The 12,573-nt window shown below is 72.0% G+C and carries 12 protein-coding genes; 3 read left to right on the top strand and 9 right to left on the bottom strand.

The features are described from left to right. Positions 1 to 3 precede the first annotated feature (3 nt). The gene (locus tag AC0HI0_RS35265) at positions 4 to 2,133 is read left to right on the top strand and encodes an ATP-binding protein (protein WP_480927799.1); all 2,130 of its coding nucleotides are present in this window, start codon (positions 4 to 6) and stop codon (positions 2,131 to 2,133) included. Between the two features lie 6 nt (positions 2,134 to 2,139). Here AC0HI0_RS35265 and AC0HI0_RS35260 read toward each other — a convergent pair whose 3' ends face one another. The 5 genes from AC0HI0_RS35260 to AC0HI0_RS35240 form a co-directional block, all read right to left on the bottom strand. Beyond that, on the bottom strand, positions 2,140 to 3,042 hold the full coding sequence (locus AC0HI0_RS35260) for a DUF4328 domain-containing protein (RefSeq protein WP_480927798.1): 903 nt from the start codon (positions 3,040 to 3,042) through the stop codon (positions 2,140 to 2,142). A 1-nt stretch (position 3,043) separates the two neighbouring features. Beyond that, positions 3,044 to 3,391 carry a rhodanese-like domain-containing protein gene (locus AC0HI0_RS35255; protein WP_480927797.1) on the bottom strand — a complete coding sequence of 116 codons (348 nt, stop codon included), beginning with the start codon at positions 3,389 to 3,391 and terminating at the stop codon, positions 3,044 to 3,046. A gap of 92 nt (positions 3,392 to 3,483) precedes the next feature. Further along, a complete protein-coding gene (locus AC0HI0_RS35250; protein ID WP_480927796.1) occupies positions 3,484 to 5,070 on the bottom strand; it encodes a solute symporter family protein in 1,587 nt (528 codons plus the stop codon). Then, complete coding sequence (locus AC0HI0_RS35245) at positions 5,067 to 5,423, bottom strand: DUF485 domain-containing protein (RefSeq protein WP_480927795.1); 357 nt, start codon at positions 5,421 to 5,423, stop codon at positions 5,067 to 5,069. Before AC0HI0_RS35245 ends, AC0HI0_RS35250 begins: the two co-directional genes overlap by 4 nt. A 252-nt stretch (positions 5,424 to 5,675) precedes the next feature. Then, complete coding sequence (locus AC0HI0_RS35240) at positions 5,676 to 6,800, bottom strand: MFS transporter (RefSeq protein WP_480927794.1); 1,125 nt, start codon at positions 6,798 to 6,800, stop codon at positions 5,676 to 5,678. Positions 6,801 to 6,892: 92 nt separating this feature from the next. On the opposite strand from AC0HI0_RS35240, the gene AC0HI0_RS35235 reads away from it, so the two are divergent. Then, positions 6,893 to 7,813, top strand: coding sequence for an Lrp/AsnC family transcriptional regulator (locus AC0HI0_RS35235; RefSeq protein ID WP_480927793.1), 921 nt, complete (start codon positions 6,893 to 6,895; stop codon positions 7,811 to 7,813). A gap of 239 nt (positions 7,814 to 8,052) precedes the next feature. Here the strand turns inward: AC0HI0_RS35235 and AC0HI0_RS35230 are convergent, their stop codons facing one another. The 4 genes from AC0HI0_RS35230 to AC0HI0_RS35215 form a co-directional block, all read right to left on the bottom strand. Next, positions 8,053 to 9,834: a sodium/solute symporter gene (locus tag AC0HI0_RS35230; protein WP_480927792.1), complete on the bottom strand. Its 1,782-nt coding sequence runs from the start codon at positions 9,832 to 9,834 to the stop codon at positions 8,053 to 8,055. After that, complete coding sequence (locus AC0HI0_RS35225) at positions 9,831 to 10,271, bottom strand: hypothetical protein (protein ID WP_480927791.1); 441 nt, start codon at positions 10,269 to 10,271, stop codon at positions 9,831 to 9,833. The genes AC0HI0_RS35230 and AC0HI0_RS35225 overlap by 4 nt, the downstream gene beginning before the upstream one ends. After that, positions 10,268 to 11,122 (bottom strand): LytR/AlgR family response regulator transcription factor, encoded by an 855-nt coding sequence (locus AC0HI0_RS35220; protein ID WP_480927790.1) that lies wholly within the window; start codon positions 11,120 to 11,122, stop codon positions 10,268 to 10,270. Before AC0HI0_RS35220 ends, AC0HI0_RS35225 begins: the two co-directional genes overlap by 4 nt. 62 nt (positions 11,123 to 11,184) lie before the next feature. After that, positions 11,185 to 12,051, bottom strand: coding sequence for a S49 family peptidase (locus tag AC0HI0_RS35215; RefSeq protein WP_480927789.1), 867 nt, complete (start codon positions 12,049 to 12,051; stop codon positions 11,185 to 11,187). A 55-nt stretch (positions 12,052 to 12,106) separates the two neighbouring features. Here AC0HI0_RS35215 and AC0HI0_RS35210 point away from each other — a divergent pair, with 55 nt between their 5' ends. Beyond that, on the top strand, positions 12,107 to 12,274 hold the full coding sequence (locus AC0HI0_RS35210) for a hypothetical protein (protein WP_480927788.1): 168 nt from the start codon (positions 12,107 to 12,109) through the stop codon (positions 12,272 to 12,274). The last annotated feature ends 299 nt before the right edge of the window (positions 12,275 to 12,573 follow it).

Below are 12,573 nucleotides of genomic sequence, written 5' to 3'. Positions count from 1 at the left end.
GCGATGCCCGCTGAAGATCCGGCGGCGGTCCGGAACGAGGCGTCCGAACCGCTCGACGCCGTCGTGCAAGCCGGCACGATCCACGGCGGCGTCCACCTGCACCACGCCGAGCGTGCGGTGCCGCTGCGGCAGTTGCCGATGGCCCCGGTGCGCTTCGTCAACCGGCTCGAACAGCTCGGCTCGCTGGACGCGTGGTTGGCGGGCCGGACCGAGCGCACACCCGGCTCGGTCATGGTGACCGCCGTCGCGGGCGCCCCGGGCACCGGGAAGACGACCTTGGCCGTGCAGTGGGCCCATCGGGTCCGGCACCACTTCCCGGATGGCGATCTCTACCTGGACCTGCGTGGCTACGGTCCCGGCCGGCCGCTCACCTCGGGCCAGGCGGTGGAGTTCTTCCTGCACTCGCTCGGCCTGCCGACCGAGCGCATCCCGCTGGACGTGGACCTGCGCGCCGCCCTCTACCGATCGCTGCTCGACGGGCGGCGGGTGCTCATCGTCATCGACAACGCGGCCGACGCCGCCCAGGTCCGGCCACTGATCCCCGCCTCGCCCACCTGCCTGACGGTGATCACCAGTCGCGACAGCCTGTCCAGTCTCGTCGCCGTGGAAGGGGTGCGACCTGTCGTGCTGGACGTGCTCACCCCCGAGGAGTCCTTGGAAATGCTCGGCCGGATGATCGGCGACGCCAGGGTGCGCGGCGAACCCGACGCGGCGCTGCGCATCGTCCGCCGGTGCGGCTACCTGCCGCCGGCCCTGCGGATCGTCGCCGAGCGGCCGGCCGACCAGGACTACCTGCCGCTGGCGGAACTGGCCGACGAGCTGGACGACGAATACGGCAGGCTCGACGCCTTGGCGTCCGGTGACGACGACCTGGCCGACGTCCGAGCCGTCTTCTCGTGGTCCTACCACCGGCTGCCGGACGAGGCGGCGCGCCTGTTCCGCCTGCTCGGCCCGTACGCGGGCGCGGACATCGGCACGGCGGGCGCGGCCGCCCTGTCCGGCCGCACGAACCGGCAAGCGCGCCGGCTGCTCGGCCGGCTCGCCGGGGCCCACCTGGTGCAGCAGGTGTCCACCGACCGGTACCGGCTGCACGACCTGCTGCGCGCCTACGCCACCGAACGCGCCGAGCAGGACGAGACGCCGGCCGAGCGGCGGCAGGCGGCGCGGCGGATCACCCGGTGGTACCTCCTGTCGGCGGCCAACGCGCGCCGGTCGTTCCTGCCGGACCTGGACCTCGGGCCGGCCGACGAGGAGGACGTGCGCGACCCGGTCGACCCGCTGCGGTTCACCGACCGGGACGAGGCGATGGCGTGGTTCGAGACCGAGCGGTTCAACCTGGTCGACGCGCTGCGGCAGGCGGGCGCGCTCGGCGAGGACGACCTGGCCGCCAAGCTGCCGAAGGCGATCGCCGGCTTCTTCGAGATCCGCGCCTACTGGTCGGACTACCGCGACGTGTACGCGGCAGGCCTGCGGGCCGCGCGGGCCGCAGGTTCCTCCCGGTGGGAGTTGGCGAACCTGGTCGGCCTGGGCGATGCCGACCGCATCCTGAACCACGACGCGGCGGCGATGGACAGCTACCGCGTGGCGGCGGCGTTGGCCGCGCGGGTCGGCAACGGGCGCAGCGAGGGCTTCGCACTGCGCGGCATCGGCCTGCTGCACGAGCGGGCACGACGGTTCGATGACGCGATCGGGTACTACGAGCGCGCTCTCGCCACCCTGCACCGCGCGGGAGCCCGGCGCGGCGAGGGCATGTGCCTGCTCAGTCTCGGCGACTGCCATCGCGCCCTGGACCGGGTGGACCGGGCCGTCGACTTCGCGCTGCGCGCGCTCGCGGTCTTCCGCGAGACCGACGACCGGCTGACCCGGGGATTGGCGCTCACCTCGCTGGGCCGGTCCCTCCTGGCCCGAGGCCGGCCGCCGGAGGCCATCGCACGGCACCGGGAAGCGCTGGCGATCTTCCGCCAGTACGGGCACCCGCACAAGGAAGCGCTGAGCCTGCTCGCCCTCGCCGAGGCGCTGGACGCGTCCGGCGAGTCCGCCGAGGCCCGCGACGGACGGGCGGAGGCGCTGCTGATCCTGGAACGGATCAACGCGCCCGAAGCCGCTCAAGTGCGCGACCCGCCGACGCCGTGACGGGCCTCAGCGCGGCGAACCCGAGGCCCGGACGGCGCGCAGGAGCGGTTCCGGGGCGTCTTTCACGCCCACCAATCGCATCCGCCGCAACGCACCGGCCGGCACCGGCAGGAGCAGGGCGGTGATCCGGCGCACCAGCACGGCGGTCAGGATCGCCACGGCGGCGGCCAGCAGGTCGGCGACCGCGTGCAGCAGCACGCCGTCCGCCAGCGCCTGCACGCTCGACCGCAACGACCACAGGAACGTGCCGGCGGTGAACAGCACGGTGAACGACCACAGGCCCCACCACCAGCGGACCAGGCGGGACGGTCGGGGCCGGGCGTCGGCGGGCAGCCGCAGCGCGGCGTGCTCCAGCTCCGCCGCGATCGAGCCGGGCACCACCAGGTTCAGGCCGGGGATCAGCACCCCGGCGAGCACTTCGCCGTCCGACCGGGACGTGCCGTAGCCGGCGGCCGACGCGGCGGCGTTGCGGGCCCGGCGCAGCCACAGCAGGGTGAACAGCAGGCCGGCCGCCGCCGTCGCGATCGCGACGATGGACGACGCCCGGACCATCGCGTCGGAGACGTCGACGGTGCCGGCGGCCAGCGCGCCGTGCCTGCTGAGCAGCAGCAGCACGTACCGCCAGATCTCGCTGCCCGCCGCCCACAGCGCGGTCAGCCCGGCCAGGCCGAGGGCGCGCGACGCGGTCCGCGCCAGGCGCTGCACCTGCTCGACGGAGTCGGCGGGCTTGGCGTCGGTGGCCACCGACGTGGGCCAGCGCCACGCCAGCAGCGGGAAGCCCCACCGGGGCGGTACCGGGTAGGACGGCGGGCCGCCGTACGGGCGCGGCGGCGGGGCCAGCCGACGGTGCGGGTACGCGCCGGGCGGCGGGCTCGCCACCCAGTCCACGCGCATCGGCTGGAGGGCCATCTCAGATGACCTCCGGCTCCGCGCCGTCGACCTCGGCGACCAGCGGCCGGCCGGCCGCCGACCACACCTGCATGCCGCCGTCGACGTTGGTGGCGTCCCAGCCGTTGGCGTTGAGGTACTGCGTCACCCTGGCGGACCGGCCGCCGGCGCGGCACACCACGTAGAACTCGCTGTCGCCGGGCAGGTCGTCGAGCCGGCCGGCGAGTTCGCTCATCGGGATGTGCAGCGCGCCCGGCGCGTGGCCGGCCGCCCACTCGTCGGCCTCGCGCACGTCGAGCAGCACTTTGCCCTCGGGCAGCTCCGCCGGTACCGACGACACTTCAACGCTGGGAACGGTCACGGCGTTCATGCTGCCACGACCCCCGGTAAGCGGGGGATAAGGAGGGGCCGCTCCCCCGTCACCCGGACGGGCGGAGCGGCCCCGGAAACCCGCGACCGGGATCAGTGGCCCACGGCCTTCTCGGCGCCCACGCCGGTCAGCGCGCGGACCTCCATCTCGGCGTACTTCTCCTTGTCGTCCTCCTTGGACAGCACGGTGCCCAGCCAGCCCAGGAAGAACGCGATCGGGATCGACACGATGCCGGGGTTGGACAGCGGGAACAGGTCGAAGTGCGCGTTGGGGAACATCGACGTCGCCTTGCCGGACACCGCGGGCGACAGGACGATCAGCGTGATGGTCACGACGAGGCCGCCGTAGATCGACCACAGCGCGCCGGAGGTGTTGAACCGCTTCCAGAACAGCGAGTAGAGGATGGTCGGCAGGTTCGCCGACGCGGCCACCGCGAACGCCAGCGCCACCAGGAACGCGATGTTCTGGCCGTTGGCCGCGATGCCGCCGAGGATGGACACGATGCCGATCACGATCGCGGTCCGCCGCGCCACCTTGACCTCGGCGTCCTTGTCCTCGGCCACGCCCTTCTTGATGATGTTGGCGTAGATGTCGTGCGCGAACGACGCGGACGCGGTGATCGTCAGACCGGCCACCACGGCCAGGATCGTGGCGAACGCGACCGCCGCGATCAGCCCCAGCAGCAGCGGCCCGCCCAGGGCTTCGGCGAGCAGCGGGGCCGCGGAGTTGGCCTTGCCGGGCGCGCCGAGGATCTTGTCCGGCCCGACCAGCGCCGCCGCGCCGTAGCCGAGCACCAGCGTGAGCAGGTAGAACAGGCCGATCAGCCAGATCGCCCAGACCACCGAGCGGCGGGCTTCCTTGGCCGTGGGCACGGTGTAGAAGCGCATCAGGATGTGCGGCAGGCCGGCGGTGCCGAGCACCAGGGCCAGCGCCAGCGACAGGAAGTCCAGTTTGGTCGTCCCGGACGCGCCGTACTGGAGCCCCGGGCCGAGCAGCTTCTCGCCGGCCTTGGGCGCGTTGTCGACCGCCGCGCCGAGCAGCGACGACAGGTTGAAGCCGTACTTGCCGAGCACCCAGAAGGTCATCACGGCCGCGCCGACGATCAGCAGCACCGCCTTGATGATCTGCACCCAGGTGGTGCCCTTCATGCCGCCGATCAGCACGTAGGTGATCATCAGCGCGCCGACGACGGCGATCACCGCGGCCTGGCCGAGCTTGTCGTCGATGCCGAGCAGCAGGGCGACCAGGCCGCCCGCGCCCGCCATCTGCGCGAGCAGGTAGAAGAACGACACCGCCATGGTGGACGTGGCCGCCGCGGCGCGGACCGGGCGCTGCCGCATCCGGAAGCTCAGGACGTCGCCCATCGTGTACTTGCCGGTGTTGCGCAGCAGTTCCGCGACCAGCAGCAGCGCCACCAGCCACGCGACCAGGAAGCCGATGGAGTACAGGAAGCCGTCGTAGCCGTAGACCGCGATCGCGCCCGCGATGCCGAGGAAGGACGCGGCGGAGAGGTAGTCGCCGGCGATCGCGATGCCGTTCTGCGGACCGGTGAACGCGCGGCCGGCGGCGAGGTAGTCGGCGGCGGTCCTGGTGTTGCGGCTGGCCCGGATCACCACGAACAGGGTGGCGATCACGAAGACCGCGAAGATGCCGATGTTGAGCAGGGCGTTGTTGTTCACGCCTGACCCCCTTCGAGCTTGTCGCGGAGGGCTTCCGCGCGGGGGTCGAGGTTCTTGTTGGCGTGGCGCACGTAGAGGGTGGTGATGACGAACGTGGAGACGAACTGGAGCAGGCCGAGGACCAGGCCGACGTTGATGTTGCCGAGCACCTTGGTCGACATGAAGTCGTGCGCGTAGTCGGCGAGCAGGACGTAGACGAGGTACCAGACCAGGAACAGCCCGGCCATGGGGAACACGAAGTTGCGGAGCCTGCGGCGGAGTTCGACGAATTCGGGGCCGGACTGCACTTCGACCCAGTCGTGGGCCGCTCCGGCAGGGGTCGGGCCGTCCGAGGCGTTCTCGGTGGTGCTCATGATCCCCTCCTCGCGCTTGTCGACGGTGTGAACGGCACGTAACCCTCCCGGTGCGTTCAGATACGGGCTGCACCGTAGGGAGACGTGGGTCACGTCTGAAAGACCCCGTCCGTGGACTTGCGCTCAACAGTCGGGTGATGCGATGAGCGGTAGGAATGCTGAGACGAACAGACCGTCCCATGATCAACTCTCCGGTCACCTGATCGAGAGTTTGGACATCACCCGACCGTGAGATGTACCGCCACGCAGCGGTCAAACCGCAGGTCCGATCGGGTGGCGCAGCACCACGGCGGCCCCGCCCGCGAGGAGCAGCAGGCCCGCCGCGACCCAGCCCGCCGGGGCCACCCCGGTGGCGAAGAACACACCCCCGAGGACCACCACGCCGACCGTCCCGCCGAACTGCTGGGCGGTGTTGATCAACCCGGACGCCGCGCCGGTCTCGGCCGGCGCGACCAGCCCCAGCGCGGCGGTGAAGAACGGCGCGGTGAACGTCCCCGCGCCCAGCCCGCACAGCGCCAGCGCCACCGGCAGCGGGCCGGGCACCAGCACCAGCCCGACCACCATGACCCCGAGGCCCCAGAACAGCACCCGCGTGCCGTGGCGCGGCACCAGCCACGCGCCCGACGCCCACGACGCGACACCCAGCCCCACCGACCACGGCAGCAGCGCCAGCGCGGCGCTCAGCACGTCGGTGTGCAGCCACAGCACCACCACCAGCGGCAGCCCGGTCATCACCGCGAAGAACAGCCCCGCGCACGCCAGCGCCGCGGTGAAGTCCCGGCGCAGCAACCCGGCGACCGGCGCGGGCCGCACCCGTTCCTCCACCAGCAGCGGCACCAGGGCCAGCACCACCACCCCGAGCGGCACGTTGACCAGGAACGCCGCCCGCCACGACCAGGCCGCGGTGAGCAGCCCGCCCAGCACCGGCCCGCCGACCGCGGCCAGCCCCATCACCGGCCCGATCGCGCCCAGCGCCCGGGACCGCTCGGACTCGTCGAACGTGGCCCGGATCAGCCCGAGCGTCTGCGGGATCACCAGCGCCGCCGACGCGCCCTGCACCACCCGCCAGGCGATCAGCACGTCCGCCGACCAGGCGCCCGCGCAGCCCGCCGACGCGGCCACGAACCCCAGCAGCCCCCACCGGAACACCCGCCGCCGCCCGTGCACGTCGCCGAGCCGCCCGCCGACGACCAGCAGCAGCGCGAACGGGAGCGTGAAGGCGGCGGTGAACCACTGCTGGTCGGACTCCGGTCCGGGCAGGTCGGCGTGCACGGCGGGCGCGGCGACCTGGGTGATCGTCGCGTCCAGCAGGTTCATCGCCTCGGCGGTGAGCAGGGCGGCGAGGCCCGCCCACCGCAGGCGCGTCGGGTTCGTCATGCCGCGAACCTTCCGGTCGGCACCGGATTACTTCCAGCCACTGCGGGAAGACTTCGGAAAAGTTCCACGATCACGGTCTAGGATGCCGAATCGTGCTGGACGACCTGGACCGCGCGTTGGTGCACGCGCTGCACGTCAACGGCCGCGCGCCGTTCAACTGGATCGGCGCGGTGCTCGGGGTGTCCACCCAGACCGTGACCCGCCGCTACCGCAGGCTGCGCGCCGAGGCCGGGCTGAAGGTCGTCGGCCTGCCCGACCCGAACCACGCGGACGGGTCGCGCTGGCTGATCCGGCTCACCGCGAGCCCCGCCACCGCGCGCGACATCGCCGAATCGCTGGCCCGGCGGCCCGACACGTCGTGGGTGAAGCTCACCTCCGGCGGCACCGGGATCTCCGCGCTGATCACCGGGGATTCCCTGCTGGTGCAGGACATCCCGCGCACCGCGAGCATCACCGCGGTCTCCGCCCACCACCTCCTGCACACCTACCTGGGCGGCCCGACCGCGTGGCACGGCCGGGCGAAGGCGCTGACCCCGCACCAGCAGGCCAAGCTCACCCCGCCGAAGTCCCAGGACGGCCAACCGCTCGCCGACACCGACGCCGCCCTGCTCGCCGCGCTGCGCCGCGACGGCCGGTCCAGCCAGGCCGAACTCGCCGAGGCCACCGGCTGGTCACCGGTCACCGTCGCCCGCCGGCTCACCGCGCTGACCGCGAGCGGCGCGGTGTTCTTCGACGTCGAGATCGACTCGGCGCTGTTCGGCGCCACCACGCACGCCGTGCTGTGGCTGTCCGTGCCGCCCGCGCACCTCGACCACGTGGCGAGAACCCTGGCCACGCACGAGGAACTCGCGTTCGTCGCGGCCACCACCGGCCCCACCAACCTCACCGCCCAGGCGCTGTGCCCGACACCCCGCGCCCTGCACCGCTACCTGGTCGACCGGATCGGCGCCATCGAGCACATCACCGCCATCGAAACCGCGCCGGTGCTGCGGACCGTGAAAGCGCTCGGCTGACGCGATCGACACGTCCACCGTTTCACAAATTCACGCTATCGAGTGGCAAAAGTGCCCCGGGCCGCCGTTTCCGGAAAACCGGGTAACAACCGGCACAACGTTCTCGATGAACCGTCGTCCGACCTGATCCACCTGGTAGGAGCGGGTGGACGGGGAATTCCGGCGCGCCGCCGAACGTGCCCGGCCGCGCAGCCGCCGAAAGGGGCGCGGCGGTCCGCCGGGCGCGGGGGACCGCCGCGCTAACTCCACGGCGCGGGCGGGTCCCGCCGGTCCGGGCCCTCCGCCGACGGGCTGAACCGCTGCTCCCGGTCCCGCATGAACCCCAGCGGATCCGGCGCGTGCAGGCGCAGCAGGATCTGGCTCACGTCCTCCGGCCGCCGCCGGGCGGTCAACCGGCTGATCATCACCATCGTCAGGAACGACACCGGCACCGTCACCAGCGCGGGCATCGAGAACACCGACGGCGCCCAGCCGCCCGTGTACGAGCTGACCACGGTCACCGCCTGCGACCCGATCACCAGCCCGCCGCCCACCACCAGACCGGCGATCGCGCCCACCCACGTCAGGCCGCGCCACCAGATCCCCAGCACCAGCAACGGGCAGAACGTCGACGCGGCCAGCGCGAACGACATCGCCACCGTCAGCGACGCGTCCGCGCGCGGCAGCAGCAGCGCCAACCCGATCGCCACCGCGCCGGTCAGCACCGTCGCCCACCGGAAATCGCGCACCTTGCCCGGCAGGATGTCCGTCGACACCACCCCGGCCACGCTCACCACCAGGCCCGACGACGTGGACAGGAACGCCGCGAACGCGCCCGCCGCCACGATCGCCCCCAACACCTGGCCCAGCACGTTCGGCTGCATCGTGTACGGCAGCAGCAGCACCGCCGCGTCCGTCTTGCCGGTCACCAGCAGTTCGGGCAGGTACCGGCGGGAGATGATCCCCAGCACCGTCGGGAACAGGTAGAACAGGCCCAGCAGGTAGAGCACGTGCAGCGCGGTCCGGCGGGCCGCCTTGCCGTCCGGGTTGGTGTAGAAGCGCACCAGCACGTGCGGCAGGCCCATCGTGCCCAGGAACGTCGCGAAGATCAGCGAGTACGTCTCGAACAACCCGCCCAGGCCACCGGTCTGCGGTTTGAGCCAGTGCTCGTTGTCGGTGGGCGAATCGTCCACCACCGGCACCGGCGACCCCTTGGCGAAGCTCAGCACCGTGCCCTTGCCGATGGTGTAGGTGCCCGGCGTCCAGTACACCTCGCCGTCCGCGCGCCCGCCGTTGACCTGGCCGGACGCCGACAGCTCCATCGGCACCACGACCTGCACCCGCACCTGCTCGGCCGTGGTGACCGTGACCGCCTCGTGGAACCGCAGCACGCCCGCCTCGTCCACCGACTGCGCCCCGTTGCCCGGACCGCCCAGGAACACCGCGAACAGCACGAACGTCGGCGCGGCGATCGCGAACAGCTTGCCCCAGTACTGGAACGCCTGCACCAGCGTGATCGCGCGCATCCCGCCGCCCAGCACGTTCACCACGACGATCACCGTCACCACCGCGCCGCCCAGCCACGCGGGCAGACCGGTGATCGTGTTCAGCGTCAGCCCGGCCGACTGCAACTGCGGCACCAGGTACAGCACGCCGATGCAGATCACGAAGAACGTGCACACCCGGCGCAGGTACGGCGAACCCAGCCGCGCCTCGGCGAAGTCCGGCAGCGTGTACGCGCCCGAGCGGCGCAGCGGGGCCGCGACGAACAGCATCATCGCCAGGTAGCCCGCGGTGAAGCCGATCGGGTACCAGAGCGCGTCGATGCCGTCCTTGAGCACCAGCCCGGCCACGCCGAGGAACGACGCCGCCGACAGGTACTCGCCGGAGATCGCCGCCGCGTTGCGGGTCGCCGGGATCGCCCGGCGCGCCACCAGGAAGTCCGGCGTCGTGTTGGCCCGGCGCGAACCCACGTAGCCCAGCAGGAACGTGATCGCCGCGACGACCACGACCAACCCCAGGCTCCACAGGTTCTGGATCACCGGTCCACCGAGCTGACGAAGTCGTGTTCGTGCCGTTCGGCGAGTCTTCGGTAGGCGTAGCCCACCCCGTAGCAGAGCGGGAACGGCAGCACGCCCAGCATCAGCCAAGGCAGCCGCACGCCCGCCAGCTCCACCTCCGACAGGACCGGCACGAAGAAGAACACCAGCGGCAGCAGCGCGAGCAGCACCAGCGTGCCGCCGCCGAGCAGGAACGCGGTCTTGAGCTGCTGCCGGATCAGGTCGCGGATCAGCTTCTCGCCGACGCTGGTCTGCTCCTCCAGCTCGATGATCGTGCGCAGCACCCGACCCCGGCCGCGCGGGTCGGCCAGCACCACCCGCCGCCGGCGGTTCTTGCGCGCCGCGACCGACAGCCAGGCGTCCCGCTCCCCTGGCTGCGGTTGGTCGGGCTGCCCCGGCGGGCCGGAGTGCTTGCTCATCCCCAGCTGCTCTTGGGCGGCCGGACGATCCGCTCCTTCAGCTCACGGGTGTGCCGCCGGCTCACCGGCAGCTCCTTGGCGCCGTCACCGGAGCCGATCACCACCGCGTAGCCGTTCGACGTCATCCGCAGCTCGGTCACCAGCGGCAGCGCCACCAGGAAGGAGCGGTGGATGCGCACGAAACCCGCGTTCTCCCAGCGTTCCTCCAACTGGGCCAGCGGGATCCGGACCAGGTGGCTCTGGCCGTCGTTGGTGTGCAGGCGCGCGTAGTCGCCCTGCGCTTCGACGTAGCGGACGCTGGCCCGGGGCACGAGCTTGATCGTGCCACCCAGCTCGACCGGGATGACCTCGTCGTCGGTCGGTTCCTGCGCGACCGGCTCCGGCGTGACGGCCGGCGTCACCGCCACCCGCTCCACCACCCGTGAGATCGCCTTGTTGATGCGGTCCTCGTTGATCGGCTTGGTCACGAAGTCCAGCGCGCCGACCTCGAACGCCACCACCGCCTCGGAGTGCTCCACGCCCGTGACGAACACCAGCGCCGGCGGCGCGCGGAACGCACCCAGCACCCGCGCCAGGTCCGTGCCGCTGAGCCCCGGCATGTTGATGTCCGCGAACACCGCGTCGACCGGCGGCAGGCCGGCCTTGGTGCGGTCCATCACCTCGGGGTCGTAGTCACCCCGGAGGATGCGCAGGGCCTCGGCGGCGTCGAAGGCGGTGAGCACGCGCCGAATGTGCGGGCTGCTTTCGAGCAGATACTTGATCTCGCTCAGACCGGGTGCCTCGTCGTCCACCGCCAGAACGAGGAGGCCGGTGTTGTCGTGGGTACTCACTGTGCCGCGCATCTTGCCCATTTGGGCCGGGCCGTGTCTACGTGGGGTAGGGGGTGTGGACGGGACCGTGACCTCGGACCGCGCTACAACCCGAATCGCGACCAGCGCGCCCGCTCCTCCAAAGCGGCCAGCGCGGCCGGTACGAAGTCCCCCGATCGGGTGGTGCCACCGGCGAGCCCGAGGCGCGCGAGGAGCGGCCGGCGGGGTTCCGCGATCACGATCTCCGCGTCCGGGTAGCGCTTGGCGACGACCGAGCGGAGCGTGCCGATGTCGTCCACCAGGCCCAGGTCGCGGGCACGCGCCCCGGTCCACACCTCGCCGGTGAACAGCTCGTCGTCCGAGCCGGTGAGCTTCGGCCCGCGGCGCTGCTTCACCCAGGAGGTGAACTGCGCGTGCAGGTCGACGTGCAGGCCCTTGAGCCACTCCACGTCCTCGGGCTTGACCGGCTGGAACGGGTCGAGCCGGACCTTGTGCTCACCCGCGGTGAAAACCCGCCGCTCGATCCCGTGCCGCTCCAACAGCCCGTCCAGCCCGAACCCGGCGCTCACCACGCCGATCGAGCCGACCAGGGACGTGCCGTGCGCGAAGATCTCGTCACCCGCGCAGGCGAGCCAGTAACCGCCGGAGGCGGCGAGATCCTCGCAGAACGCGAGCACCGGAACCCGCTTCTTGCTCGCCAGCTCCCGGATCCGCTCGGCGACCAGCGCGGACTGGGTGGGCGCGCCACCCGGCGAGTTGATCAGCAGCGCGACGGCGACCAGCCGGTCGTGGTCGAAGGCCCGGGTGAGAGCGCTCTCGACGCTCTGGAGGCTGATCGTGTTGCGCGCCATCGGCGTCGGCGTGGGCGTGATCACCCCGTGCAACCGCACCGCGGCCACCACCGGACCGCGCTCGGCGCGATCGCTGACGATTTTGGGCAACCGGGCCGCGATCTTGTCCGTCACGCTCATGCGTCGACCTTACGTTGAGGGCCGGGAACGGGGGTGGCGGAGCTAACATCGGCCAGTGACGTTCAACCCGATCCGGTGGCTGGAGCGGTACGTCGAGTGGTGGGACGACCGAGGCCGGCAGAACGCGGACGGCCCGACCTCCATGCACATCTACTGGATGTGGATCGTCTGGTCGGTATGCGCGGTGATGCTGGTGACCACCCTGGCCATCGCGGCCTCCTGAGCCTCACCGAGTCGGCCCGCCCAACCAGTCGGCCCCACCCCCGTCAAGCCGCCCGAACGCAACGTCACGAACCCCGCATCATGAGCCTCGCGTCACGAGCCCCACGTCACGAACGTCACGAACGTCACGCCACGCACACCTGAACGCCACGCCACACCACATCACGTCAAGCCGCGAACGCCACGCCAAGCCACACGCGTGCTCACCGCCATCGACGCCAACGCCACTCACGCCCGACCACCACCCCGCCACCCAAGCCAGCCCGGCCAGCGGACCACCGGACCGCCAGACCGGCGCAG

The sequence above is a fragment of the Saccharothrix sp. NBAS 001 genome, from assembly GCF_056640475.1.
The sequence above is the reverse complement of the archived record's forward strand: the minus strand, read 5'-3'. Positions and strand labels throughout refer to the sequence as shown.

Coding starts and splice junctions, on each gene's coding strand:
- AC0HI0_RS35265 (WP_480927799.1), top strand. CDS start 4: ATGCCCGCTGAAGATCCGGCGGCGGTCCGGAACGAGGCGTCCGAACCG.
- AC0HI0_RS35260 (WP_480927798.1), bottom strand. CDS start 3,042: ATGGCCCTCCAGCCGATGCGCGTGGACTGGGTGGCGAGCCCGCCGCCC.
- AC0HI0_RS35255 (WP_480927797.1), bottom strand. CDS start 3,391: ATGAACGCCGTGACCGTTCCCAGCGTTGAAGTGTCGTCGGTACCGGCG.
- AC0HI0_RS35245 (WP_480927795.1), bottom strand. CDS start 5,423: ATGAGCACCACCGAGAACGCCTCGGACGGCCCGACCCCTGCCGGAGCG.
- AC0HI0_RS35240 (WP_480927794.1), bottom strand. CDS start 6,800: ATGACGAACCCGACGCGCCTGCGGTGGGCGGGCCTCGCCGCCCTGCTC.
- AC0HI0_RS35225 (WP_480927791.1), bottom strand. CDS start 10,271: ATGAGCAAGCACTCCGGCCCGCCGGGGCAGCCCGACCAACCGCAGCCA.
- AC0HI0_RS35220 (WP_480927790.1), bottom strand. CDS start 11,122: ATGGGCAAGATGCGCGGCACAGTGAGTACCCACGACAACACCGGCCTC.
- AC0HI0_RS35215 (WP_480927789.1), bottom strand. CDS start 12,051: ATGAGCGTGACGGACAAGATCGCGGCCCGGTTGCCCAAAATCGTCAGC.